Annotated in this window: 24 protein-coding genes; 15 read left to right on the forward strand and 9 right to left on the reverse strand. The window is 43.4% G+C overall.

The window, feature by feature from the left end:
- The 6 genes from MD535_RS21440 to MD535_RS21465 all read left to right on the forward strand — a co-directional run.
- Positions 1-202: hypothetical protein (locus MD535_RS21440; protein ID WP_265677076.1), on the forward strand; the 202-nt coding region annotated here is incomplete at its 5' end.
- Positions 203-237: 35 nt separating this feature from the next.
- Complete coding sequence (zigA, locus tag MD535_RS21445; RefSeq protein WP_265677077.1) at positions 238-1443, forward strand: zinc metallochaperone GTPase ZigA; 1206 nt, start codon at positions 238-240, stop codon at positions 1441-1443.
- Positions 1440-2138: a DUF1826 domain-containing protein gene (locus tag MD535_RS21450; RefSeq protein WP_265677078.1), complete on the forward strand. Its 699-nt coding sequence runs from the start codon at positions 1440-1442 to the stop codon at positions 2136-2138. Before zigA ends, MD535_RS21450 begins: the two co-directional genes overlap by 4 nt.
- A 5-nt stretch (positions 2139-2143) precedes the next feature.
- The gene (locus tag MD535_RS21455) at positions 2144-2596 is read left to right on the forward strand and encodes a Fur family transcriptional regulator (protein ID WP_265677079.1); all 453 of its coding nucleotides are present in this window, start codon (positions 2144-2146) and stop codon (positions 2594-2596) included.
- Positions 2597-2714: 118 nt separating this feature from the next.
- Positions 2715-3275 (forward strand): LbetaH domain-containing protein, encoded by a 561-nt coding sequence (locus tag MD535_RS21460; protein WP_265677080.1) that lies wholly within the window; start codon positions 2715-2717, stop codon positions 3273-3275.
- Positions 3265-4266, forward strand: a complete 1002-nt coding sequence (locus tag MD535_RS21465) for a CobW family GTP-binding protein (protein ID WP_265677081.1) — start codon at positions 3265-3267, stop codon at positions 4264-4266. Before MD535_RS21460 ends, MD535_RS21465 begins: the two co-directional genes overlap by 11 nt.
- 85 nt (positions 4267-4351) lie before the next feature.
- Here the strand turns inward: MD535_RS21465 and MD535_RS21470 are convergent, their stop codons facing one another.
- Both MD535_RS21470 and MD535_RS21475 read right to left on the reverse strand, forming a co-directional pair.
- A complete protein-coding gene (locus MD535_RS21470; RefSeq protein WP_265677082.1) occupies positions 4352-5380 on the reverse strand; it encodes a methionine synthase in 1029 nt (342 codons plus the stop codon).
- Between the two features lie 26 nt (positions 5381-5406).
- Positions 5407-6393, reverse strand: a complete 987-nt coding sequence (locus MD535_RS21475) for a DUF1852 domain-containing protein (protein WP_265677083.1) — start codon at positions 6391-6393, stop codon at positions 5407-5409.
- Between the two features lie 331 nt (positions 6394-6724).
- Between MD535_RS21475 and MD535_RS21480 the strand changes: the two genes are divergently transcribed.
- The 4 genes from MD535_RS21480 (at position 6725) to trpS (ending at position 11298) form a co-directional block, all read left to right on the forward strand.
- A complete protein-coding gene (locus MD535_RS21480; protein WP_265677084.1) occupies positions 6725-7534 on the forward strand; it encodes a sulfite exporter TauE/SafE family protein in 810 nt (269 codons plus the stop codon).
- 265 nt (positions 7535-7799) lie between these two features.
- The gene (locus MD535_RS21485; protein ID WP_265677085.1) at positions 7800-9146 is read left to right on the forward strand and encodes an NCS2 family permease; all 1347 of its coding nucleotides are present in this window, start codon (positions 7800-7802) and stop codon (positions 9144-9146) included.
- 317 nt (positions 9147-9463) lie between these two features.
- A complete protein-coding gene (locus tag MD535_RS21490) occupies positions 9464-9895 on the forward strand; it encodes a GNAT family N-acetyltransferase (RefSeq protein WP_265677086.1) in 432 nt (143 codons plus the stop codon).
- Positions 9896-10275: 380 nt separating this feature from the next.
- Positions 10276-11298 (forward strand): tryptophan--tRNA ligase, encoded by a 1023-nt coding sequence (trpS, locus tag MD535_RS21495; RefSeq protein WP_265677087.1) that lies wholly within the window; start codon positions 10276-10278, stop codon positions 11296-11298.
- A 294-nt stretch (positions 11299-11592) separates the two neighbouring features.
- On the opposite strand, the gene MD535_RS21500 is transcribed toward trpS, so the two are convergent.
- The 6 genes from MD535_RS21500 to MD535_RS21525 all read right to left on the reverse strand — a co-directional run bounded on the left by MD535_RS21500 (position 11593) and on the right by MD535_RS21525 (position 17548).
- A complete protein-coding gene (locus MD535_RS21500) occupies positions 11593-12084 on the reverse strand; it encodes a VOC family protein (RefSeq protein ID WP_265677088.1) in 492 nt (163 codons plus the stop codon).
- 717 nt (positions 12085-12801) lie between these two features.
- Positions 12802-13080: a 50S ribosomal protein L25 gene (rplY, locus tag MD535_RS21505; RefSeq protein WP_265677090.1), complete on the reverse strand. Its 279-nt coding sequence runs from the start codon at positions 13078-13080 to the stop codon at positions 12802-12804.
- A gap of 167 nt (positions 13081-13247) precedes the next feature.
- Entirely contained in the window at positions 13248-14624 is a 1377-nt protein-coding gene (locus tag MD535_RS21510) for an ATP-binding protein (RefSeq protein WP_265677091.1), read from the reverse strand.
- The gene (locus MD535_RS21515; RefSeq protein ID WP_265677092.1) at positions 14617-15273 is read right to left on the reverse strand and encodes a response regulator transcription factor; all 657 of its coding nucleotides are present in this window, start codon (positions 15271-15273) and stop codon (positions 14617-14619) included. Before MD535_RS21515 ends, MD535_RS21510 begins: the two co-directional genes overlap by 8 nt.
- 35 nt (positions 15274-15308) lie before the next feature.
- Positions 15309-15662, reverse strand: coding sequence for a PepSY domain-containing protein (locus tag MD535_RS21520; RefSeq protein WP_265677119.1), 354 nt, complete (start codon positions 15660-15662; stop codon positions 15309-15311).
- Between the two features lie 149 nt (positions 15663-15811).
- Positions 15812-17548 carry a DEAD/DEAH box helicase gene (locus tag MD535_RS21525; protein ID WP_265677093.1) on the reverse strand — a complete coding sequence of 579 codons (1737 nt, stop codon included), beginning with the start codon at positions 17546-17548 and terminating at the stop codon, positions 15812-15814.
- 71 nt (positions 17549-17619) lie between these two features.
- Between MD535_RS21525 and rsuA the strand changes: the two genes are divergently transcribed.
- The 3 genes from rsuA to MD535_RS21540 all read left to right on the forward strand — a co-directional run bounded on the left by rsuA (position 17620) and on the right by MD535_RS21540 (position 20470).
- On the forward strand, positions 17620-18318 hold the full coding sequence (rsuA, locus tag MD535_RS21530; RefSeq protein WP_265677094.1) for a 16S rRNA pseudouridine(516) synthase RsuA: 699 nt from the start codon (positions 17620-17622) through the stop codon (positions 18316-18318).
- Between the two features lie 290 nt (positions 18319-18608).
- Positions 18609-19814 carry a Bcr/CflA family multidrug efflux MFS transporter gene (locus tag MD535_RS21535; protein WP_265677095.1) on the forward strand — a complete coding sequence of 402 codons (1206 nt, stop codon included), beginning with the start codon at positions 18609-18611 and terminating at the stop codon, positions 19812-19814.
- Positions 19814-20470 carry a DUF2913 family protein gene (locus tag MD535_RS21540; RefSeq protein ID WP_265677096.1) on the forward strand — a complete coding sequence of 219 codons (657 nt, stop codon included), beginning with the start codon at positions 19814-19816 and terminating at the stop codon, positions 20468-20470. Before MD535_RS21535 ends, MD535_RS21540 begins: the two co-directional genes overlap by 1 nt.
- Before the next feature lie 183 nt (positions 20471-20653).
- Here the strand turns inward: MD535_RS21540 and MD535_RS21545 are convergent, their stop codons facing one another.
- A complete protein-coding gene (locus MD535_RS21545; RefSeq protein ID WP_265677097.1) occupies positions 20654-21310 on the reverse strand; it encodes a Crp/Fnr family transcriptional regulator in 657 nt (218 codons plus the stop codon).
- A 292-nt stretch (positions 21311-21602) separates the two neighbouring features.
- Between MD535_RS21545 and MD535_RS21550 the strand changes: the two genes are divergently transcribed.
- Entirely contained in the window at positions 21603-22727 is a 1125-nt protein-coding gene (locus MD535_RS21550) for an OmpP1/FadL family transporter (RefSeq protein ID WP_265677098.1), read from the forward strand.
- A 161-nt stretch (positions 22728-22888) separates the two neighbouring features.
- Complete coding sequence (locus MD535_RS21555; protein WP_265677120.1) at positions 22889-23572, forward strand: ShlB/FhaC/HecB family protein; 684 nt, start codon at positions 22889-22891, stop codon at positions 23570-23572.
- Positions 23573-23581: the final 9 nt, after the last annotated feature.

The raw sequence follows: 23581 nt of genomic DNA on the forward strand, positions 1-23581 counted from the left end.
TCGATTGAGTCCCTTTTTTATTGTCGTGATTGATGTGGTTTGCCAGTTGATTCGCCTTTATCCCACCAGTTTCTATTTTGAATGCGCCTTCAGCTTTTCACGTTCTTGCCATAACTCTCTTCAAAAATCTAAATTGGCAAACCAAGTGTTATGTTATAACATAACACTTGGTTTGGTTGATGTTTGCGCGCTTGGCTGTTAGTCGAGTTTTGCCATCTGTTTGATTATGAGAGAAATATGAATCAGGAAAAAATCTCTGTCACCGTGTTATCAGGCTTTCTTGGGGCAGGTAAAACAACGGTTCTTAGTCATATCCTTAATAATCGTCAAGGAAAGCGAGTCGCCGTGATTGTTAATGATATGAGTGAAATCAATATTGACTCTGCAACGGTTAGGAATGAAGTTTCACTGGATTACCAACAAGAGAAACTGGTGGAAATGAGCAACGGATGCATCTGTTGCACGTTGCGCGAAGATTTACTGCTTGAGGTGAGTCGCCTTGCGAAAGAGGGACGTTTCGATAATCTCGTCATTGAATCAACTGGGATTGCAGAGCCGCTTCCTGTGGCTGAAACCTTTACTTTTACCGATGGAGACGGAGAGTCTCTCTCTGATATCGCGACACTAGACACCATGGTAACGGTTGTGGATGCGGTTAACTTCTTACATGACTATGAAGCGGCGCAGGATCTACAAGAGACTGCACAGCACCTGGGAGAAGACGATGAACGCAGTGTCACGGATTTACTTATTGAACAGGTTGAATTTGCTGACGTACTTTTAATCAGTAAAGTAGATCTTGTTTCTCAGGACGATGTCGCAAGACTCACCGCAATCCTAACCATGTTGAATACCAGAGCCCGTATCATTCCAATTTGTAATGGCAAGGTAGATATTGGCGAGGTATTGAATACTGGTCGGTTTAATTTTGAGCAGGCACAATCTGCACCGGGTTGGTTAAAAGAGCTAAGGGGTGAGCATATACCTGAAACGGAAGAGTACGGTATTGGTAGTTTTAGTTACCGAGCTCGCCGTCCATTTCATCCAGAAAAATTTCATGATTTTCTTCATGATACCGAACGATTTGGTAAGCTAATTCGCTCAAAGGGTTACTTTTGGTTAGCTTCCCGCCCAGAGTTCGCCGGGCAGTGGAGCCAAGCTGGAGGCATTGGCAACCATGGTTTTGCTGGGTTGTTTTGGAAGGCTACGCCGACAAATCAATGGCCCACAGATCCCGAAATTCTTAAAGACATTCAACAAAGTTGGGTAGAACCCTTTGGTGATATGCGACAGGAATTAGTGTTTATTGGTCAGGGTCTTGATCAAGTCGCAATGACTCAAGCTCTCGATGAATGCTTATTAAATGAACAAGAAATGTCGGCCGGAGAATCCCATTGGTTGACGCTATCGGACCCGTTTCCTAGCTGGGAGGCAGAGGCATGAGTATAAGCCGCTTGAACATAAGTGCTACAGAGATAAATACTTTAGAGCCAGCCAATATCGTTAGTGCAACGTCTTTACTAGCCAAAGCGACACAGCCAACCGTTCTTTCCGATATTTATAAACAAGACCATAATCTCGCGGTATGGCAACGTTCATTACCGGCAACGTTAACTCAATCTATTGATGAAATGCTTAAAAATGGCGTTGCGTTATCTGTGGTGCAAACGGTGACACCAGATACTACCGCTGCTTGGCTTCGAAACAAATTGTCTGACCATTCATGCGCAGATGAACTGAGTCAGGATATTGCGTTAATTGTTGATATGTTTTGTTGTCTGTTCGACGTAAACGAAGCAGGGCTGCGACTCACCACACTTGATAGCCCAATGTGTCCAAAATTTCATGTAGATCATTTACCATGCCGCTTAGTCACAACCTATGCGGGTGCGGCAACCCAGTGGTTACGTAACGAGGATGTTGATCGCAGCAAATTAGGGGCGGGCAGTGTTGGTTTACCCGATCACCAATCAGGTTTGTATCAAAATACAAATGCTATCAACCAAATAGAACGCGGTGACGTTGCCTTACTAAAAGGCAGTGGTTGGCAAGGAAATGAAGACACAGGGCTAGTGCATCGATCGCCAGAAGCGACGCCAGACCAACGTCGATTGCTACTCACGTTAGACTTGAGGTAGCGAAAATGCGAAATATCGACGGCATCATTGCACACGTAGAGCGAACCTGTAAGTCGAGAGGAAAGCAGTTAACCTCTAAACGTAAATTAGTACTGCATGCTTTAGTTAATGCCAATAAGGCCTTATCTGCTTACCAATTGGTGGACTATTGTAAAGAGCATTTGGCTCAGAATATTCAGGCGATGTCGGTCTATCGTATTTTGGATTTTTTAGAGAGTGAACAGTTAGTTCATAAACTGAGTGTGTCCAATAAATATATCGTTTGCTCTCGCATCCTTTGTGACCACGAGCATGGTATCGCTCAGTTTTTAATTTGCTCAAAGTGTGAAAAAATTAGCGAGCAAGCTATTGATTCAGCAACGATAAACGGTCTCCAATCTCAAGCAAGGCAGGAAGGGTTTACCGTTGTCAGCCCTCAAATTGAGATTAACTGCGTGTGTGATGACTGCGCAAAATAAAGAGTGCTTGCAGAGCTGTAATATAAGTATCTATTGTTTGCCAGTTGCCAGTTGCCAGTTGCCAGTTGCCAGTTGCCAGTATGCTTTTCATTTATCCTCCAATTACGAAAAAATGACTATGATAAGAAGAAATCCAACCGGACACTTACCTGAGGTGTCAGAATCCGCCTTTATCGATCCCACTGCGATTATTTGCGGCAAAGTGATCATTGAAGCGAATGTTTTCATTGGACCTTATGCTGTGATTCGCGCTGACGAGGTTAACGACAAGGGGGAAATGGACGCGATTGTGATAAAGCAAGATACCAATATTCAAGATGGCGTCGTGATTCACTCAAAATCGGGGGCGGCGGTCATCATTGGCGAACGTTCATCCATTGCTCATCGCTCTATTATCCATGGCCCCTGCGAAGTGTGTGATGATGTGTTTATTGGTTTTAATTCCGTGGTGTTTAATGCGGTCATTGGTAGTGGCTGCGTGATTCGTCATAACTGTGTGGTGGACGGGTTAGACCTGCCAGCGCGTTTTCATGTCCCCCCTATGACCAATATTGGTACAGGCTTCGATTTAAACAGCATTTCTAAAGTACCACCTGAGTATTCCGCCTTTTCTGAGTCTGTGGTTTCCGCGAACCATACCCTAGTGCAAGGCTATAGGAGAATCGCCAATGAGCTCTGATAAACAAGCTATTTCAGCGGTTCCAACCAATATCATTACTGGTTTTCTGGGTGTAGGTAAGACATCGGCCATTGTAGAATTAATGGAACACAAACCAAAGGATGAACGCTGGGCGATTTTGGTTAATGAGTTCGGCGAAATCGGTGTTGATGGCAGTTTACTGCAGGGCCAGAAAAACGCAGAGCAGCGCGTATTTATTCGTGAAGTTCCCGGTGGGTGCATGTGCTGCACGGCAGGCTTACCGATGCAAATGGCACTGAGTCAATTACTGTCAGAGGCTCGACCTGACCGATTATTAATCGAGCCTACGGGACTTGGGCACCCTAAAGAAGTGTTACAAGTGCTATCGACAGAGCACTATCGAAACGTCCTGTCATTGCAAAAGAATATTACTCTTGTGGATGCGCGTCAGTTATCCGATAGCCGCTATACCAGTAATGAAACGTTCAATCAGCAGATTGCCATTGCCGATACGGTCGTTGGTAATAAAATCGATCTCTATCAACCAGGCGACGCGGAAAAACTGCAAGCGTACGTTGCAGACGTCGGTCGCCCGATGACAAAGGTGATATTTACGCAACATGGTGCTATTCCATTTGCAGACTTTGAGGGCGATACCAGTATTCATGAGCACCCACCTCATGCTCACCACCATGGGCACAGTAAACCACTTGCCTCTGAATTACCGATGCCTGAAAGTGGCCTTATTAAAGCGACCAACCAAGGGGAGGGGTTTGAAAGTGTTGGCTGGAGATTTTCACCCAACAAACACTTTGACCGTCAGCGATTAATTAACCTTTTGATCGGGCTGGATGTCGAAAGAATGAAAGCGGTATTTATTACGAAAGACGGCATCTTTGGTTATAACATGACGGTAGATGGACTCACCGAAGTGGAATTAAATGAAAGTACTGAGAGCCGAATAGAGGTTATTTCTGACTACGTGGATTCAGCGCTAGAAACTCAGTTAATTCAATGTGTAGTAAATTAATGTTATCAATGAAGCATGTCACCAGCGGCTTCGTAACGCTAGCTGGTGACATACTGGACTGAAGTTAGCTTGTCAGTTATGAGAGCTAGCTCAAGAGTTCGTTTCGAACAATATCTGCGCCCGCTTTTAGTGCTCTTAGCTTGGCTGTTGCAATAGAGCGGGATAAAGGTGCCATACCACAGTTAGTGCAAGGGTAGAGGTTTTCAGCATCCACAAACTTAAGCGCGTGCCGTAAAGTATCTGCGACTTCTTCTGGAGTTTCAATTGACTCGGTGGCGACATCAATAGCACCGACCATGACCTTTTTACCTCGGATCAGTTCAAGTAACTCCATTGGGACATGAGAGTTATGGCATTCTAGCGAGATAATATCGATGTTTGATTGTTGTAACTTAGGAAACACGGCTTCATATTGTCGCCACTCAGAACCTAATGTCTTTTTCCAATCGGTATTGGCTTTGATGCCATAGCCATAACAAATGTGCACTGCGGTCTCACATTTCAGCCCTTCGATGGCTCGCTCTAGAGTCGCAATACCCCAATCATTAACCTCGTCAAAAAAGACATTAAAGGCGGGCTCATCAAATTGAATAATATCGACACCAGCGGCTTCGAGTTCTTTGGCTTCTTGATTAAGAATTTTCGCAAATTCCCAAGCAAGCTTCTCGCGGCTTTTGTAGTGGTCATCAAATAGCGTGTCTATCATGGTCATTGGACCTGGCAGCGCCCACTTTATTGGTTGCTTGGTTTGTTGACGTAATAGTTTAGCATCGTCGACAAATACGGGCTTTTGACGAGAAACCTCGCCAACGACGGTAGGGACACTCGCGTCATAGCGATCACGTATTTTAACGGTTTTACGCTTTTCAAAGTCAACACCGTTGAGGTGCTCGATAAATGTCGTGACGAAGTGTTGACGTGTTTGTTCACCATCGCTGACGATATCAATCCCAGCGTATTGCTGCTCTTGTAAGGACACACGTAAGGCGTCGTGTTTACCGTCAGTTAATTCGCTTCCTTGCAACTTCCATGGTGACCAAAGCGTCTCTGGTTGAGCGAGCCAAGACGGTTTAGGCAAACTGCCAGCTGTTGAAGTGGGTAATAGTTTTTTCATAATCAATGCCGCTTAGATTTCGTTCATTAAAGAAAATTTTGAGCAGACCACTGCTCAAGTACAATGTTATAGGGCTTAATAAAGTGTTCTTCAGCAAACCTCCCTTGATCAATCGCCAGCTGACTTCGCTCACCTCTGTCATACACGATTTGAGTTAATGAGTGGTCTTGGTTTTTTAAGTTTGGTTGATAGCATTGCCCCGCAGCAGCATTGGCATTATAGATTTCAGGACGGTAGATTTTTTGGAACGTGCCCATCGTACTAATCGTGCTAATGAGTTCAAGATTGGTATAATCATTGAGTAAATCACCAAAGAAATAGAAAGCGAACGGAGCAACACTGTTTGCTGGCATAAAATAGCGAACCTGGAGTCCCATTTTTTTGAAATATTGCTCCGTCAACGACGTATCATTTGGCTCATATTCAAACCCAAGCACTGGATGTTGATTTTCCGTGCGGTAATAGGTCTTGTTGTCAGAAACACTCAGACATATTACTGGTGGCTTATTAAAGTTTTCTTGATAAGTCGGGGAATTGACGAAATGCTTAAATAATTTCCCGTGTAACTCACCAAAGTTATCAGGAACACTAAATTGTGGTTGATCTTTATTATGGTTAAGGAGTAAGACGCTAAAGTCATAATCTCGCACATAGGAGGAGAAGTTGTTTCCTACTATTCCTTCGCTGCGCTCATTCGTTTTATGGTCGATAATATTTGTTTTTAAAACTTCAATTGAAGGAAATGCCTGACCCGTACCTTCAATATCTAAATGAACCGAAATGATCTCTAGTTCAATAGAGTAACGCTCCGCACTAGGGTTGTCCCAGCTAGCTAAGGCATTGAAACTATTGTTAATCATCTTTAACGCATTACGTAAGTTTTCTTGTCGGTTGCGTCCCCTCGCTAGATTAGCAAAGTTGGTTGTGATACGAGTGTTGTCAGAAGGCTGATAATTTTCATCGAGACAAGTACTCTTAATCGTAAAATCAAACTGTGTATTTTCTGTGTTCATAATGACTTATTGTCCCAAATTAGTGTCTAAAATTAATGCTGTTTCGTCTCGAATAGTTTTAATGAAAGCGTGCTATGACCGGAATAACATTAATGTGATGCTGTATAGAAATTGTTGCTTAAGGAATTTATACGGATATTAACGGATGATGAAAAATGCTTTTACTTCACATTCAATATGAATAATTTTCATGATGAATACTGTTTGAAACTATTTTGTTTTGAAATTAGTATTGTTCGTCAGCTATATGTTTTCTTAAATAAAATAAACCTCATTTTTGTGCGGTTTATTTTTGCATACTTATAATCACATTAATTAAAGAGATAAACGGATGAGTGAAACGCTGTTGTTAGTAATGTACTGCTTACTTCTAGGAAGTGGTGTTGGCTTTTTAGCTGGGCTGCTAGGCATAGGAGGAGGACTAATTATCGTGCCAGTACTGAGTAGTATTTTATTGCACTTTAATGTTTTGCCTTCAGACCAAGTGGTCGTCGCGGCAATTGCTACTTCCTTAACGTCTATCTTATTTACCTCTACCTCTTCCGCACTTGCTCATCATAAAAACGGTAATGTACCGTGGGACCTAGCTCCTTGGGTCATGATAGGGGTGGCAATTGGTGCATTAATTAGCGGCTTTTTGGCCACGCTTTTGCCAGAACAAGTCGTTCGCTTAGTCTTTGCGGTAAGCGTGGTGCTCATCGCGTTAAAGATGTTGTTGAGCAGTAAAAGTGACACAACGAAACAACGAACTATTCCCAACAAAACTGTGCTAACGGCCCTTACTACAATAACGGGTGGTCTGTCTGCCATGATTGGGATTGGGGGTGGGGCACTGTTAGTGCCGTTATTGACGTTTTTTTCGGTCAATATGAAAAAGGCCATAGGTTGTGCGTCTGCATGTGGAATTGTCATCGCACTATTTGGTTCTATCGGGTATATCACTGCTGGTAGCCGAGACTTAGCTCTAGCCGATGGATTTGTGGGGTTTGTCTATTTACCGGCGCTATTAGGCATTGTATCGACATCTTGGTTTACAGCCCCATTAGGTGCCAAAGCAACCCAGCACTTGCCCGTGTCGACAATTAAAAAGATCTTTGCTGCATTGTTGTTGGTCATTGCTGTGAATATGGCGGCGAGTTAAGTTCGCCGTACTGTCTGCGAAGGTGTAGGGGTGAATGATATGTCTGTGACAACTCAGCAGTGCTTATGAAACAATGTGTTAGCTGGTTAATTTTTGGCACTTATGGGCCATGTTATCCTGCTTTTTCCTATCAAAGATGAAACCTTCGATTCTACCTATTGCGCAAGCAAACGTTTACGTGTATTTTCTCGCCACTTAAATTTTTACTAACATTTTGTTGGGTCGCTATTGAACGGCTGAGACCCAATAGAAACGAGGAATAGGCATGACCGAGATTACATCAACTGCAACGGGTAGTTGGCTCAATAATTTCTTTTTGATTTCACAACGTGGAAGTAACGTTCGTCAAGAGGTTGTTGCAGGTCTTACGACATTTTTGGCGATGGTATATTCGGTTATTGTTGTCCCTAGCATGCTGGGTGTGGCGGGTTTCGACCAAGGTTCTGTTTTTATCGCCACGTGTTTGGTGGCGGCGTTTGGTTCAATGTTGATGGGGTTTTGGGCCAACCTACCCATGGCCATTGGTTGTGCCATCTCATTAACGGCGTTTACCGCTTTTAGCTTAGTGTTGGGGCAGGGCGTTTCAATACCGGTTGCATTGGGTGCGGTATTCTTAATGGGGGTTATTTTTACCGCCATTACCGTTACAGGCGTGCGCCAGTGGATTCTAACTAACCTTCCTGAAGGGATTGCTCACGGTACGGGTATTGGCATTGGCTTATTCCTGCTATTAATCGCGGCAAGTGGTGTTGGCCTAGTAATCAAAAACCCAGTAGAGGGATTGCCAGTCACGTTAGGTGAGTTCACTTCGTTTCCTGTGATCATGTCTATGCTGGGTCTTGCCGCTATTTTTGGACTTGAAAAGCGTCAGGTTCCTGGTGGCATTCTTTTTGTTATTGTTGCGATTTCTGTGTTCGGCCTGATTTTTGATCCTGCTGTGCAATATCAGGGATTTTTCGCGTTACCTAGCATTGGAGGTGAGGGCTCTCTGATGGGGACGATGGACATCATGGGGGCACTCAATCCAATCGTTCTACCGAGTGTGTTGGCCTTGGTCATGACCGCTATTTTTGACGCCACTGGCACAATTCGAGCAGTAGCGGGTCAAGCCAATCTGCTTGATAAAGACGGCAATATTATTGATGGCGGTAAAGCGCTAACCTCAGATTCTGTGTCGAGTATCGTTTCTGGTGCGGTGGGTGGTGCGCCTGCAGCCGTTTATATTGAATCAGCCGCGGGTACGGCGGCTGGTGGTAAAACCGGTCTTACCGCCGTCGTGGTAGGTGTGCTGTTCCTGTTTCTATTATTCTTAGCGCCAATTAGTTATTTAGTGCCAGCATACGCAACAGCACCTGCGTTAATGTACGTGGGATTACTGATGCTAGGTAACGTACGTAAACTGAATTTTGATGATTCAGTTGATGCATTATCAGGTTTGGTGTGTGCAGTATTCATTGTTCTAACCGGTAACATCGTAACAGGCATCATGCTGGGTTTCTTGTGCCTCGTTGTTGGCCGTCTTTTCTCTGGCGAATGGAAGAAACTGAATCTGGGTATTGTGCTTATTACCCTAGTGTTAGTTGTTTTCTATGCGGGTGGTTGGGCTATCTAACGTCTCCTATCAGTAAATATAGTTGCTATGCCCAGTCAATTGACTGGGCATTTTTTTGTGTATTACTAAGTAAAAATGCCCGCGTTTTGAAAGGGTGGTAGGTATCACGAAAGCCATATTTAGGAGGTGATGGAAACTAACTCGTTTATGTAACAATCGGTGTTAGCCTCGCTACTTATACGAGTGTTGATTATTGATCTTTTCCCAAATGAAAATAATGTCGACGTTAGATCGCTAGATAGACGGACATATATTTTGTTGGTAGAGTGCACTCTCGCGGCTGCACATAAATTTCAGTCAACTTTAGAGAAAACCCAATGATTGTAGAAAATGTGCTTCCTGAAAATTACGCAGAAATGCTTAATGTTTGGGAAAATTCAGTCCGAGCGACTCATGACTTCATAACAGAAGAAGATATTGAGTTTTTTAAACCAATTATCATTGAGCAGGCTTTTCCCGCTGTCACTTTAAGATGTGTGAAAAATGAAAGTGGTTCAATTCAAGGTTTCGTGGGTAACCACGACTCAAAGATTGAAATGCTTTTCATCTCAAACGAGGTAAGAGGGCAAGGCGTAGGTAAGAGACTACTGCAATACGCAATTGAGCAGTTAGGTGCAACCAAAGTCGATGTAAATGAACAAAACCCACAGGCAGTAGGTTTCTACGATCATATGGGGTTCAAAGTCGTTTCGCGCTCGCCACTTGATGATATGGGAAAACCCTTTCCAATTCTGCATATGACACTTTAAGCTCGGTTTGTCGTAACCAAGTTTGTTAGAAGAAACGCCTAAAGCTAATAACTTTGGGCGTTTCCGTATCCGCGATCGTTGCTTTGACTTGACTCACTTTTGCCCCAAAGTGTTTTAGAGCACGTTAATTATCTTCCTCGTTAATAGTGTTTCATCATTATTTTTTCTATGGGTAAACTATTTCAATAGTTGAACTTCAAAACGGTAACTGTTAGGTTATTTGTATGAAATACATATCAAGTACCACATCATTCTTCTTCTGGTGGCGCTCTAATTAGAGCGGCACGGAATTCTTACATTCTTAAGCTGCTGGGAGGTAGCTAAGACTGTAATTTCTTTTGTATCTCCAGTAGCGATCTATTTTAACTAGGAGATATAACATGAATACAAAGCAACATAATGATAAACCAGAAATCATCTTGACTGGTGATAGAGCTACAGGTTCTTTGCATCTCGGTCATTACGTCGGTTCATTAAAGCAGCGCATAGCTTTACAGGCAGATCATGAGCAAACGATCCTCGTTGCTGACATGCAAGGTCTTACTGATAATGCTCACAATCCAAAAAAAGTATCATCTAATATTCTAAATGTCGTTGCTGATTATCTGGCTGTTGGTATCGACCCCTCTAAAACCACTATTTGCCTTCAATCACAACTCCCAGCCCTCGCTGAGTTGACTATGTATTACAGTAACCTCGTAACTATCAGTCGGCTAGAACGAAATCCGACCGTTAAAAGTGAAATACAAAATAAAGGGTTCGAACGCTCTATACCAGCAGGTTTTCTAACATACCCTATATCTCAAGCGGCTGATATAACTGGGTTTAATGCATCTTTAGTTCCAGTAGGAGATGACCAGTTACCAATGCTTGAACAAACTAATGAGATTGTGAGAAAGGTTAATTCACTAGCGGGGCGCAATGTTTTAAGTGAGTGTCGACCTTTATTAAGTAATGCATCACGGCTTCCTAGTACAGATGGAAAAAATAAGATGTCTAAGTCGATGGGCAATGCTATTAATCTCGGGGCTACTGAAAAAGAAATATCCGCAGCTGTAAAATTGATGTATACCGATCCCAACCACCTAAAGGTCGAAGACCCCGGCAAGATTGAGGGAAATGTTGTGTTTACCTATCTTGATGCTTTTCATTCTGATCAGGAATACGTCAAGCAGTTAAAAGAACACTATAGACGTGGGGGGCTTGGCGACGGCACAACGAAAAAGGTACTGGAAGAGTGCCTGCAGGAAACGCTTCGACCAATAAGAGATAGAAGAAGACAGTTTTTGAATGATAAAGCTCAACTGGTTGATATTTTAGTCAAGGGAAGCCAAGTATCTAGAGCAAAAACATCGGAAGTGCTGTTCAATGTTAAGGACATTTTTGGTCTGAATCTTTTCTGAATATCATTTTCAAAGTCAGCTTCTAGAAGTTCATTAGTTGATTATCCGGAAGCTGATTTTATAAGTATGATAATTTAATTCATGCAATCAAAGTAGAAATAGCAAAAACCGGTAACACATTTTTGTCCAGAGGTGTTATGTGCACGGAATCAAGACTCCTTTAGGGACACCAGCCCGTGAGTCCTCAGCTCAAAAATAATTGTGCTCCAAAATCATGTTGATAGTAAAACGACAATACCCACGAGATCAGATATCCAGTGGGCATTGATAATGTCTATTTAGTGAGTGAGAGAACTACTCGTAATCAGAAGCGTAAGTGTCTTCGTAAGAGTGAGAGTAGAACTCAAATAGGTTACCAAACGGGTCTTCTAGGTACACCATTTGTGCTTGCTTAGAATCATCTTCTGGGTGATAACGGTGGATATCCATGCGTACTTTACCGCCAAACTCTTCTACACGCTTTATTGCTGATTCAAATTGTTCTTTTGGTAGTTGCAGACAGAAGTGGAAGATACCTAGGCGAGAGAAGTCAACGTTGTGACGCTCTTCACGGTCAACCATTTCGAACATTTCAACACCAATACCATCTGTTGTGACTAGGTGAGCGATGTTGAAACCTTTGAAGCCTTCACCGAATACCGCGATACACATACGACCGATTGCAGATTCGCGCTCTTCGATTACCTTAGTGTTATTCATTACAACGCGAAGGCCTAGTGCTTTAGTATAGAACTCTACCGCTTTGTCCATGTCGCCAACCATGATACCTACGTGATTCATTTTCATAACTTTCTCCAAAAAGTAATTTAATTATTTGTTTCGTGTTTCGCTTCGATGTGGAGAAGTATAGGAGAGAAACGTGAATTTAAAAAATTATCATTGGTTATAAAAATGATAATTAAAATTTATGATTGGGTGTTAACACAGCTTTGTATTAATAAATTTAAGCTGGATACAATTATGTTCATAAGTGAGTTGAATGAATAGATCGGCAAGATGGTTCTGTCCAAGTACCTAAACACAAGATAAAGGCAGTTACTTACCACCACAAAAAGTAACCGTCATTCTTTTGAAAGACTGGAATCTTGCTAAGCGTATTATCGGGAATTCATTTCCATTTAAAGCGAGTCATGTGTCTGGGAAGCCCCTCGTTTTCAAGAGGATGATGACCGGAATAGAACAAACGCTATTTGGACCACAGTGACAAAGTATTGGGTTACTTAAAGGGCAAGATTGGGGGAGGGCGCATAGGAGTGAATACAAGTCATGTGAGTACGGTATATTGTCACGATAGTGATCTTTCGTGTTCTCACTTTTACCTGTTTAGCTCCTAAGGCTATGACCAATCGAAATGTTACTCGATTTTCTAAGCCCCAGAAACGGTGAAACCCCGATGTTGGTAGCATCGGGGTTTCGAATTTCTTTAGATTACTTAGTTGGTAAGACTGAGAATCTTTTTATGCAAAAGGCTGGATTTAATCCAACTAATTCCTTGGTAGGGAATTAGATGCGGATGAAGTCCATGTGCTCAACTTTTGGCTTGAACGCGTGACGTTGAACGTCTTGCGGCTTAACCTTAACTTCTGCGCCGTCAATCAATAGAGTGATTGCTTCGTAGAACTCAGGCTTGTCCATTTGGTTGATCACTTCATCGTGCGTAAGCGCGATAGAGATCGGTGCTGCTTCACCACCGTAGATGATTGCTGGGAATTTGCCAGCGTGACGTAGGCGGCGGCTCGCACCCTTACCTAGTTCAGTACGTACTACTGCTTCGAATTTCATAGTATTTACTCTCAAATAGTAAAATTAATAAATATCGTTCTAATCTTAGCGACCTAGTTAGAACATAGAACGCCTTGAAGTATCTTAAGATACTCTCAAAACGAGCGCGGATACTAACATCCAATAGTCATCTGAGCAATAGTTTGAAGCCAAGATTGACTGATTTTTTAGTCCTTTACGGCTTGTAGGGTAAGGGTTGCTTGTAAACCACCCAATTTGCTTGCAGAAAGGACTAATTCTCCTCGGTAACCATGTGCCATCTCGCTGACAATGTTAAGCCCCAAACCGGTGCCAGGTGTCGTTTCATCCAAGCGAACACCGCGTTTTATCACACTGCGACATTGTTCTTCTGGGATGCCGATGCCGTCATCTTCGATGATGATCTGAATCATGTTGTCGCTTAATGTGGCTGAATGTACTCGAACCAGGCTCTTTCCCCACTTATAAGCATTTTCTATTAAGTTACCGAGCATTTCGTCTAAGTCGGTTTTCTCAACAGAAACGAATAGCTCAGTATCAAGTTCATTGATGAGTATGATCTCACGCTCAGCATAGACTTTATCGAATGCCAGAGAAATGGCATCCACGCGTTCACTGGGATTTGATTTGACCGATAAGATGTTCATTGCACCGGCCATGCGAGCACGTCCTAAGTGATAATCGATCTGTGATTGAATTTGCAGTAATGCAGGGGCGAGCCTATCACGGTCTTCTTCACTTAGATTGGCTTGTTCATTTTTAAGGATAGAAAGCGGCGTTTTTAGTGCGTGGGAGAGATTACCAGCATGATTACGGGCTCTGGCAAGTAGCTCTTGATAGTGAAAAATCAGCGCATTGAGGTCGTTGACGAGTGGGGCTATTTCTTTCGGGTACTGTTCATCTAACGACTGGCGTTCGCCATTTCTTAACATCTTAAGTTCTTTTTGCATTTTAGTTAGCGGTCGTAGAGACCAGCTAACTTGGGCAACAACAAGGCTAAGGATGCCGACGACCATAATGCCCAATAACACCCAAACTTGATTGGTGAGAACATGCAGCGCTTTATCGATGGGCGCTTCATCCTGGGCAATTAGTATAGTGACGCCGTCACTAATGTCGGGAAGGAAAATGGTCCGTTTAATGGTGACGAGCTTTTCGTCTTTGGCGCCGTAGTATGACGTGGTGTGAGCGCGTTCTTCTTCTGAGATGTTTTTATCCCAAAGTGAACGAGAACGCAGTGTGTCGGAATCGGTGTTAATACGCCAGTACAGTCCGCTGTAGGGTTGATTAAAACGCGGGTCGGAGAGGCGAGCCGTTAGCACGAGATTACCTTGTTTGTTGGTTTCAAGGTTGGCGGCTATTTCGTCCATGGAACGACCTAACTGAGTTTCTAAATCTTGAACCAAGTATTCTCGTACCAAGCCGGGAATCATAATACCCGCTGCAATCGTCATGACAGATAGCCACAATGTCGCGGCCAATAGTAAGCGAGTCTTTAAGCTGAGTTTTTTAAACTCAGCTTTTATGGCCGAAGTTCGGGTCGTTGATGCATCTGTGTTAGGCATTCAGTTGATACCCTAGTCCTCTTACCGTTTTAATGATTTTCGGTGATATTTTTTTACGAATCCGACCGATAAACACTTCAACAGTATTGGAATCACGATCAAAATCTTGTTTATAAATGTGCTCGACAAGCTCTGTTCGTGAGATGACTTTCTCTGCGTTGTGCATGAAATATGCAACGACTTTATATTCTAGCGCCGTTAAGCTTACCGCTTGGCCTTGCCACATGACTTTAGACGAGCGAGTGTCGAGGCTAAGATCACCAATTTGCATAACGGGAGAGGCGTTTCCAGAAGCACGACGCAATTGCGCTCGAATACGGGCAATCAGCTCCACCATTTCGAATGGCTTGGTTAAATAGTCATCGGCGCCAGCATTTAGACCTTCAACACGTTGGCTTAATGTATCTCGGGCACTAAGGATAACGACAGGCGTATTGATGTTTTCATCTCGGATCCCTTTAAGAACGGTGAGTCCGTCAATTTTGGGTAGACCAAGATCAAGAACAATGACATCCCACTCTTCTGATGTTGCACGATAGAGAGCATCAATGCCATCTTGTGAGAGTTCCGGTACCCAGCCCGCATTTTCTAATGTGTTTAAAATTTGTTCACCCAACTTTGGGTCGTCTTCGACTACGAGAATTTTCATGAATATCGTCTCTTATAATTTATATAAGCTTGGTATTATTTTTTGATGACTTGTTGAAGGTTATGGCCTTTTATTTCCATTAACTCAAGTGTCGTCGCGTTATATTCGACTTTGATAATATCTTGATTATGCATCAATTTTAGCTCATAAACCCATGCATCGTCGTCTTCTTCTAACTCTACTTTAATGACTCGGCCATTCAGGTCGTTTTCTACAGTCGCGAACAGCTCAGAAAAAGGTTTGATTAAGCCTCTTTGAACGGCGTCATATACCTCTTCTTGGTCTTCATCAAACTCGACATGTGCGCCGCCTGTTTCAACGTCTTGCACGAGCTCATGACCATTGGGTGAGTCTGACAAAAATGCAGCGTGAGCAGTAATTGGAGCCATCCAAAATAAAGAAAGCGCGAATACAGGCAATAAAGATGTCGAAAATCGTCGGTTTCGTTGAACGTGCATGACTCTCACCTATGATTGGGGTTAATGGTTACTCTACCGCAAAGTATAGAGTTTTCAATATGAATAGAAGCTGAATACCGTTACTTCAATTCGTCCGAAAAAATCTTATCGCGTAACTTCCAAAATCGGCCACTTTTTCTCGCAATGATAAACGTAGGAAGACGGAAACGATGCTGATTATTGACGATTTTAGTTGGTGATGTGGCGTCAAATTCGCGGTGTTTATCGGCGAGATGCGGTCGTACAAACTTCGCCAAAAATAACGTTTTCTGTTTTTTGGTATTGAGGGACCAGAATTCGCTCACTTGAGCGTCGTTCTCACCAATGTAGGCAATGCGTAGGCTATTTTTTCCTTTGTCATCTTTATGAACAGAAAGCTGCATGTCGACACATTCAAATACTAACGCATCTTTAAGGCTAAGTGCCTCTTTTAGTTTTTTGTCTGGATCAACCAGTGTGGCATCGCATTCATGACAAATTCGCGCGGCAATGTCGTTGTCAGCGCCACATTCATTGCAATACTTAGCCCTAAAGCGATAGTTGCAGTGTTCGCGTTCTTTGGTTTCTTCGTCGGTGAAGTAGCCTTGGCATTTACGGCCAAAATGCTCAAGCAAGAAGCCGTTAGCATCCAATTTCCCCCAAAAGTTATTGTTAAACCCACAGGCAGGGCAAGGAATAGTAATTATTTCAGAGTCGCTATCGGGTTTAGGGTTGCCAATTTCCGGTTGATATAAATCGTAGGTATTACCGGCATAATCTAGAACTAAACACTCGGTTTTTCCTTCAGAGAGCCTTAGCCCGCGACCAACAATTTGTTGATATAAACCGACAGATTCGGTTGGTCTAAGAATCGCAATGAGGTCAACATGGGGAGCATCGAAGCCCGTGGTTAACACAGAAACATTCACCAAATATTTAAGCCGTTTTTCTTTGAAGTCATTGATGATGCTGTCTCGCTCGGGAGTTGGTGTATCACCAATCACAATTTGGCTGCCTTGCTCAGGTAGAAGCGATAGGATTTCTTGCGCGTGACGAACCGTGGCGGCAAAGATCATGATGCCTTGCTTATCTTCACTGTAACGAATAATTTGCTCGATAATCTGTGGCGTCGCGCGTTTAGATTGTTCGATAACTAAGTCAAGTTCCGATTCTTTGTATTTCCCCATGCTCGTAGGCTTGAGTTGTGAGAAGTCGTAGCTTAGCACGGGCGCATCAATGAGTTTGGCGGGCGTTAAAAACCCTTCATCAAGCAAGTACTGAATAGGAAGCTCGAATATACAATCTTTAAAGAAGCGAGGTTCGTCGCTACGTACTAAGCCCTTGGTATGGTATTGATAAATCCAACCCACGCCAAGCCGATAGGGGGTAGCAGTTAGACCGAGAATTTTGATGCCGGGATTAATTTCACTTAAATGCGTAATGACTTTTTGGTAGCTAGAGGTTTTTACTTCAGGGACACGGTGACATTCATCAATCACCAATAGTGAAAATTGGTTGGCAAAGTGTTCAAGGTTTCGAACAACAGATTGAACGGAAGCAAAGACCACTTGCTCTGAGGTTTCTTTTCGTCCTAATCCGGCAGAAAAAATGGATCCAGTGAGTCCATAGCCTTCATATTTGGCGTGATTTTGTTCGACTAACTCTTTGACGTGCGCCAGCACCAACACACGCCCACGAGCTAATCGAGCCAAGTCAGCGATAACGAGGCTTTTTCCGGCTCCAGTGGGTAAGACAATGACCGCTGGCGTGTCGTTTTTGCGAAAATAATGCACGACCGCTTTTACGGAGTCGGCTTGATATGGACGAAGTGTGTACATATGAGTGAGTTTGACTCTACATCTGAATGAAAAGCCCATATAATAGCGAACTTAACCAGATTGAGGTATTCATGCGTTTAGATAAATTTTTGTGTGATTCGCTAGGTGTCACCCGTAGAGAGGCAACCATCCTTTTACGCAAAGGGGAAGTGACCGTTAACGGCGAGAAAAAAAAGAGTGGTTCCGTTAAGGTTACTGAGCAGTGCTGCGTCGAGTGGCAAGAGCGTGAAATTACGGTTACAGGCCCTCGTTACATTATGCTCTACAAGCCTGAAGGGTTTGTGTGTTCTCATGAAGATGGATCAAATCAAACGGCCTTTGAGCTGCTTGATGAAATTAAAATGGACGCGCTACATTTTGCTGGGCGTTTAGATGTGGATACCACCGGCCTTGTTCTGATTACAGATGACGGTCAATGGTCACATAGAATTACTTCACCAAAACACAAATGCGAAAAAACCTATCGTGTGTGGCTTGATGAGCCAGTTGAAGAGGATTATGTCGAGAAGTTTAAAGAAGGCATTCAGCTTCGCAGTGAAAAAGGACTAACGTTACCTGCTCACTTAGAAGTGAGAGCAGAAAAAGAAGTGCTGCTAACGATTCATGAAGGTAAATATCATCAGGTGAAGCGTATGTTTGCTGCGCTTGGCAATAAAGTAGAAGCCCTGCACCGTGAACGAATTGGTGAAATTGAGTTGGATGAAGAGTTAGAGCTTGGTGAGTATCGTTACCTGACTCAAGAAGAAGTGGACTCAATCTGGAAAAAGTAACAAACGAGAATGTGTTGTTGCTGCAATGAATTCGTCCTTCCTATCATTGTAGCGTTCGTAATAAGTGTTATGCCTTTTCATGAGTATGGCACTTATTATATTGTTAGTATCTGCATGTAATGACTTGCTGCTACCCACGGGTAACCCATAGCACTAGAGTAAACCTCTATAACAGATAACAACAAATAACAGATAACAACAAATGGTTAACTCAATTCGGAGTGATTGAGTTGTTGAGTGTATTTGACAGCAAGGAGTGCTGAAAAATAACGCCATAACCTAGGAGCTATATGAGTTCTGAATCGCGATCGTCCCCCGAAACACCTCAATTGGGCTTACTATTATTTTTAGTATTAGGCGCAATAGGGGCGTTGACACCACTCGCCATCGATATGTACTTACCTGCGATGCCTGCTATTGCCAAAGATTTTGGCGTTAATGCTGGTGCAGTACAAATCACGCTAACGGTCTACACTGCCGGTTTTGCCCTTGGTCAGCTTTTACATGGTCCACTGGCCGACAGTTTTGGTCGTAGACCGATTTTGCTGTTTGGGGTGTTCTTTTTTGGTATTGCTTCTGCGGTGAGCGCGACAACAACGAGTATCGAGTCGCTGACGTTAGTGCGAACGGCGCAAGGATTTGCTGGAGCCGCTGCTGCCGTTATTATTCAAGCCATTGTGAGAGACATGTTCGACAAAGAAGACTTTGCTCGCACTATGTCGTTTGTCACATTGGTGATTACCTTAGCGCCGTTAGTCGCGCCAATGATAGGCGGTCATTTGGCGATTTGGTTTGGCTGGCGCTCGATCTTTTGGTTGCTAACGGCATTCTCGGTCGTCGTTATTGCTGCGGTACTATGGAAAATCCCAGAAACGCTAGCACCGGAAAATCGTCAACCTTTACGATTTAGAACTACCCTTAAAAATTATGCCCGCTTGTGTAAAAACCCAGTGGCTATGGGTTTAATGTTTTCCGGCGCCTTTTCATTTGCTGGTATGTTTGCCTTTTTAACCGCAGGTTCCTTCGTTTACATCGATATTTACGGAGTCACGCCAGATCAATTTGGCTATTTGTTCGGTTTGAACATCGTGACGATGATCATTATGACTAGTATTAATGGTCGTTTGGTTAAAAAAGTGGGGCTTCATGGCATGCTAAAGTTTGGTCTAAGCGTGCAACTGTTTGCCGGACTAGGATTATTAGCAAGTGGCTTTTTGGATTTGGGTATCTGGGGAATTGTGCCATTTGTGATGCTATTTATTGGGACGTTGTCTACGATTGGTAGTAACTCTATGGGGCTGTTGCTTAGTGGCTACCCAACAATGGCAGGCACCGCTTCTTCCCTCGCAGGAACGTTGAGATTTGGTACTGGTTCGGTGGTAGGCGCAATTGTTGCGACGCTCCCAGCAGGAACAGTTTGGCCAATGATTGTATTAATGACCATTTGTTCGGTATTATCCGCCGGCTTATATTGGACACTAGGAAAAAAAGCATAATGTCTGAGTATTATTCAGAAATTCAAAACGTAGTAAACAGTGCACTTGAAGAACTCACTCAAGGGCATCAAAGTGGAAAGGTGATTGATTCACCAACGTCAAACAACCTGTTTTTACTACGTTGGGTCACGAAAAGTATTAAATCGCAGCGTTTTCATAAAGTGGTTGCGCCAGATATCATTCGTTGGCAAAAAATGGGGCGCTCTAAAGGCAATGATGCCATGTTAGAGTCTACTTTTCGTCGTATAGCCGCTTACTACAGTGAATTTTTTGGCAGCGAAACTAAAGTCGTCACTGACGCGATGATCGAAGCGTTCCTAGAGCAAATGGAGCAGGCGGATTGGGGCGTCACTACATCAGAAATCCTAACGGATGGAAGTAAGGTGCAATTCTTTACCGACGGTCAAAACTCATTTGCCTTGTGCGCAAATCAGTGTGATGACTGCTTTGATGGTGAGAAATTAGTTAAACCGATGAGTTGGTTTGTTCGTGGCAATCATGCTGAGTTTATTACTAAAGCGTATGAAGCGGGCTTTATGCTGCACAAACGTACCGATTACAAATCCAAGGTTAAATACCATGGCGAATACTTGGTGTATCCAATGAACCAAGGGCCTCAATTGGTCGAGATCCCTTTGTCTTTTGTCGCCAAATAATACGGTCAGAATGACACTATAATTATACACAATGGTTAAAAAGGCGCGATCAAGCCTATCTGTTGTGAATACAAAGGCCTAGCGGCTTCGCTAGGCCATTTGTTGTAAATGGCGTCTGCATGACCGTTAACGGCTGAGTCGTGGTTCAAATCCTCCCCAGCATGTGAAGGGTAAGGCAGGGTGTCAAGCAACCCGCTGTTGGTTGTAGGTCGTAACCGGAGTAATTAGGCGATAGCCAATATCAACTTTGATCACTTCTTTTGCCACGATGGCTTGACTAATATAACGCCCTACGGTGTTGCGAGACATATTCAGTAATGATGCCAGCGTGCTGATGTTCAATGGGATTGAGCCATCACTGGTCACATCGGTAATGGCTTGCATCGCGAGTTGTATTTTTAATTGCGTGTTCTTTTCTCCACGAAGCCGAAACAGCGTTAAACAAAATCGTTGTTTTTTTGCTAATGATAGATTGAGCATTTTTGAAAACGCACAGCACGTGTCTAATAGTGTTTCGACCACAGGAAAAGGCAGTGTTAAGACTTTACAGTCCGTCATCGCTTGAATGTCAGATTGAGTACTTTGCCCCAAAATCAGTGGGACATCATTAATCACAATACCCGGCGTAATCAGGTTATAACTTAGTGTGGTTCCTTCATCGATGGTGGGACAGAACCCAAGCACGCCTCGTAAGGGAACAATAATTTCATTGGTTGGCTGATCCTGAAAGCATAGAAACTTACCTTTTGGAATCGTCACCACTAGACCTTTCTCTATTAGCTTGTCTGCTAATGCTCTTGTTGCGTGATAGTGGCTTTGAAGGGCATGTTGAACGTTCATTAACGGCCTTTGATCTGGTCATTGCCTATAGCCTATATCTTAGGAAAGGCTGATAGCCCTATAGGGCGGGTGTGCTGTGATTATAATTCGTTGATACAGTGAGATGTATCGAGTTGTGGTTATATGAAATATAACCACAACTTATGTATTGTGGAGCTTGATTGACGTTGATCACACGAAAACGAAATGCTTACGGATTTTATGGTTATTTAGTTATGTTGCACTGAGAGTGCAAAGTGGTAGGGGGCTTTTGGCTAGGATGGGCGCAATTTTAATAATTGAGTCCCCATCGATGAAAAAAAACAATTTAACCATCGCGTTACTCGCTGTATTTTCCTCTTCTTCATTTGCAGGGGGCATCTTGCTTCATGAAGTGGCAACGTTTGATAGTGTCTCTTCTGCTGGTGTGGGGAACGTTTCTAACCGTATTGATGCCAGCGCCGCCATTACTAGCCCTGCTGGATTAACGTCGATAACAGATTCAAGCTTGTCTGTGGGCGCTCAATATTTGGATGCCTACACAGAGCATAATGGAAAAAATGAGTTCGATGAATCCCTTTCTAGCAATGGTAAAACCCGCTCATTGGTCCCGAGCCTAGCATACGCTCAGCGTGTCAATGACAGTTGGGTGCTGGGTGCCTCGCTACATGGCGATGGCGGTCTAGGTATGGATTACACTGGCGGACTAATTGGCTATGAACAGATTAATTCCATCTCACAAGAAGCGCTAAATCTACACCTTTCCGCAGGCTATCAAGCTAGCGATAATTTGTCGCTAGGTGGGGCTGTGGTGGTTCAGCATTTGATGACCTCTATCGACTCTACTGCCAATGCTCACATTGACAATGAAGGTAATTCAACCGCAGCAAGCTTTATGTTGTCTGCCATGTACGATCTTTCTGAGTCGACTTTTTTGTCGGCCAACTATAAGCACCGTGTTAAGCATGATTTGAGTGATATTGGCGTACCCAGCTTAGACGCATATTTAGATTCAGCAACGTGGCCCTCGCGATTTGACTTAGGTGTACAGCACAAAATTTCTGAACAACTGACGTTTAAAGCCATGACTGGTGTAGAGCTGTGGTCTGATTTCGATGATAAAGCCAATGATGTGTACAGCGTCGGTACTGCGTTAGCGTATTCTCAAAGTGACTGGACCTACCAAGCGGGTTTACGTTACGACTCGAAAATGTATGACGTTGAAAATATGACGCCTGCTTTGCCGATAGGCGCTAATTGGTCATTAGGTCTTGGGGCTGAGAAAACTCGTTCCAACGGTGACCGTATTGGTATTGCCTATCAATACCGCCATTTGGGTACACAAGATGTTAATTATAGTGTCGCAGGGACTGATTATTTTACAGGCAGTGTAGATACCAATCGAATTCACGTTATTAGCGTCAGTTACGCGTACTAGTCGATAAAGCACTGTAGACAGGATTCAAGAGAGAATTTGTTAACGGTAAAGCCCTTCACTGAGTGAGGGGCGTTTTTGTTTTTGTACCAAGGTATATGAGAAAGAAATCTGTAATGAGAGAAAAATCAGCGCTCCATAATGTGACGTTTGTGTTCCGCTATATGCTTAAAACTGTTGGGTTTGGCGTGGTGTTCGCCTTGCTGGTTGCAACTGGTGTATCTGCGGATGAAAAACACCACGAAGATCCGACCAAAATTGTCACCAAAGTGGGGGCGGGGTATTCAGACTCTTCGTTTGTTTCAGGTTCCATTGGTTTAGATGACGCGAGAATGCTTAATGCTCGCTATAACGAAACCGGTGAGTGGAGATTGGGTGGATCGTGGTTATTTGAGTTAGGAATCGTCAATTTTAATTTCAGCCGTACCGACTATGAGCACGAGAGCTATAGAAACAATTACAGTATAGGGACATACATACCGCTGAGTTATTTTGATATTGCTCCTGCGGGATGGATGCTTTTTCCTATGGCTGGTTATAGTTATAACGATGGGGAAATGGCGGTACCGTCAGAAGAGGTTGAAAATGAATTTGTGCTCATGCGTAGCCAAACACATGGCGCGTACTTAGGGATGTTTGGTGTTCGTCCTATTGAGGACTCAGATTGGAGTGTGCTGAGCTTTGCTGGTGGTTCGATGGGTTCGAATAACTATCGTAGTTACTGGGGCGGACTGGGACTCAGTTATAAGCTCAGTCGCCATACCTCGTTTAACTTCTTTGGCGTGTTAGCCGAAGACGATTATGGCACTAATAATAAGCTGGCAGGGTCGGTAAGTTACGAATTTTAGTCGTTTAAA

The sequence above is a fragment of the Vibrio qingdaonensis genome (genome assembly GCF_026191675.1).
Taxonomy (GTDB): Bacteria; Pseudomonadota; Gammaproteobacteria; order Enterobacterales; family Vibrionaceae; genus Vibrio; species Vibrio qingdaonensis.

Coding starts and splice junctions, on each gene's coding strand:
- MD535_RS21455 (WP_265677079.1), top strand. CDS start 2,144: ATGCGAAATATCGACGGCATCATTGCACACGTAGAGCGAACCTGTAAG.
- MD535_RS21520 (WP_265677119.1), bottom strand. CDS start 15,662: ATGGCTCCAATTACTGCTCACGCTGCATTTTTGTCAGACTCACCCAAT.
- rsuA (WP_265677094.1), top strand. CDS start 17,620: ATGCGTTTAGATAAATTTTTGTGTGATTCGCTAGGTGTCACCCGTAGA.
- MD535_RS21480 (WP_265677084.1), top strand. CDS start 6,725: ATGAGTGAAACGCTGTTGTTAGTAATGTACTGCTTACTTCTAGGAAGT.
- MD535_RS21545 (WP_265677097.1), bottom strand. CDS start 21,310: ATGAACGTTCAACATGCCCTTCAAAGCCACTATCACGCAACAAGAGCA.
- MD535_RS21510 (WP_265677091.1), bottom strand. CDS start 14,624: ATGCCTAACACAGATGCATCAACGACCCGAACTTCGGCCATAAAAGCT.
- MD535_RS21475 (WP_265677083.1), bottom strand. CDS start 6,393: ATGAACACAGAAAATACACAGTTTGATTTTACGATTAAGAGTACTTGT.
- MD535_RS21525 (WP_265677093.1), bottom strand. CDS start 17,548: ATGTACACACTTCGTCCATATCAAGCCGACTCCGTAAAAGCGGTCGTG.
- MD535_RS21490 (WP_265677086.1), top strand. CDS start 9,464: ATGATTGTAGAAAATGTGCTTCCTGAAAATTACGCAGAAATGCTTAAT.
- MD535_RS21470 (WP_265677082.1), bottom strand. CDS start 5,380: ATGAAAAAACTATTACCCACTTCAACAGCTGGCAGTTTGCCTAAACCG.
- MD535_RS21515 (WP_265677092.1), bottom strand. CDS start 15,273: ATGAAAATTCTCGTAGTCGAAGACGACCCAAAGTTGGGTGAACAAATT.
- zigA (WP_265677077.1), top strand. CDS start 238: ATGAATCAGGAAAAAATCTCTGTCACCGTGTTATCAGGCTTTCTTGGG.
- MD535_RS21465 (WP_265677081.1), top strand. CDS start 3,265: ATGAGCTCTGATAAACAAGCTATTTCAGCGGTTCCAACCAATATCATT.
- MD535_RS21555 (WP_265677120.1), top strand. CDS start 22,889: ATGCTTAAAACTGTTGGGTTTGGCGTGGTGTTCGCCTTGCTGGTTGCA.
- MD535_RS21485 (WP_265677085.1), top strand. CDS start 7,800: ATGACCGAGATTACATCAACTGCAACGGGTAGTTGGCTCAATAATTTC.
- MD535_RS21535 (WP_265677095.1), top strand. CDS start 18,609: ATGAGTTCTGAATCGCGATCGTCCCCCGAAACACCTCAATTGGGCTTA.
- rplY (WP_265677090.1), bottom strand. CDS start 13,080: ATGAAATTCGAAGCAGTAGTACGTACTGAACTAGGTAAGGGTGCGAGC.
- MD535_RS21450 (WP_265677078.1), top strand. CDS start 1,440: ATGAGTATAAGCCGCTTGAACATAAGTGCTACAGAGATAAATACTTTA.
- MD535_RS21550 (WP_265677098.1), top strand. CDS start 21,603: ATGAAAAAAAACAATTTAACCATCGCGTTACTCGCTGTATTTTCCTCT.
- trpS (WP_265677087.1), top strand. CDS start 10,276: ATGAATACAAAGCAACATAATGATAAACCAGAAATCATCTTGACTGGT.
- MD535_RS21460 (WP_265677080.1), top strand. CDS start 2,715: ATGATAAGAAGAAATCCAACCGGACACTTACCTGAGGTGTCAGAATCC.
- MD535_RS21500 (WP_265677088.1), bottom strand. CDS start 12,084: ATGAAAATGAATCACGTAGGTATCATGGTTGGCGACATGGACAAAGCG.
- MD535_RS21540 (WP_265677096.1), top strand. CDS start 19,814: ATGTCTGAGTATTATTCAGAAATTCAAAACGTAGTAAACAGTGCACTT.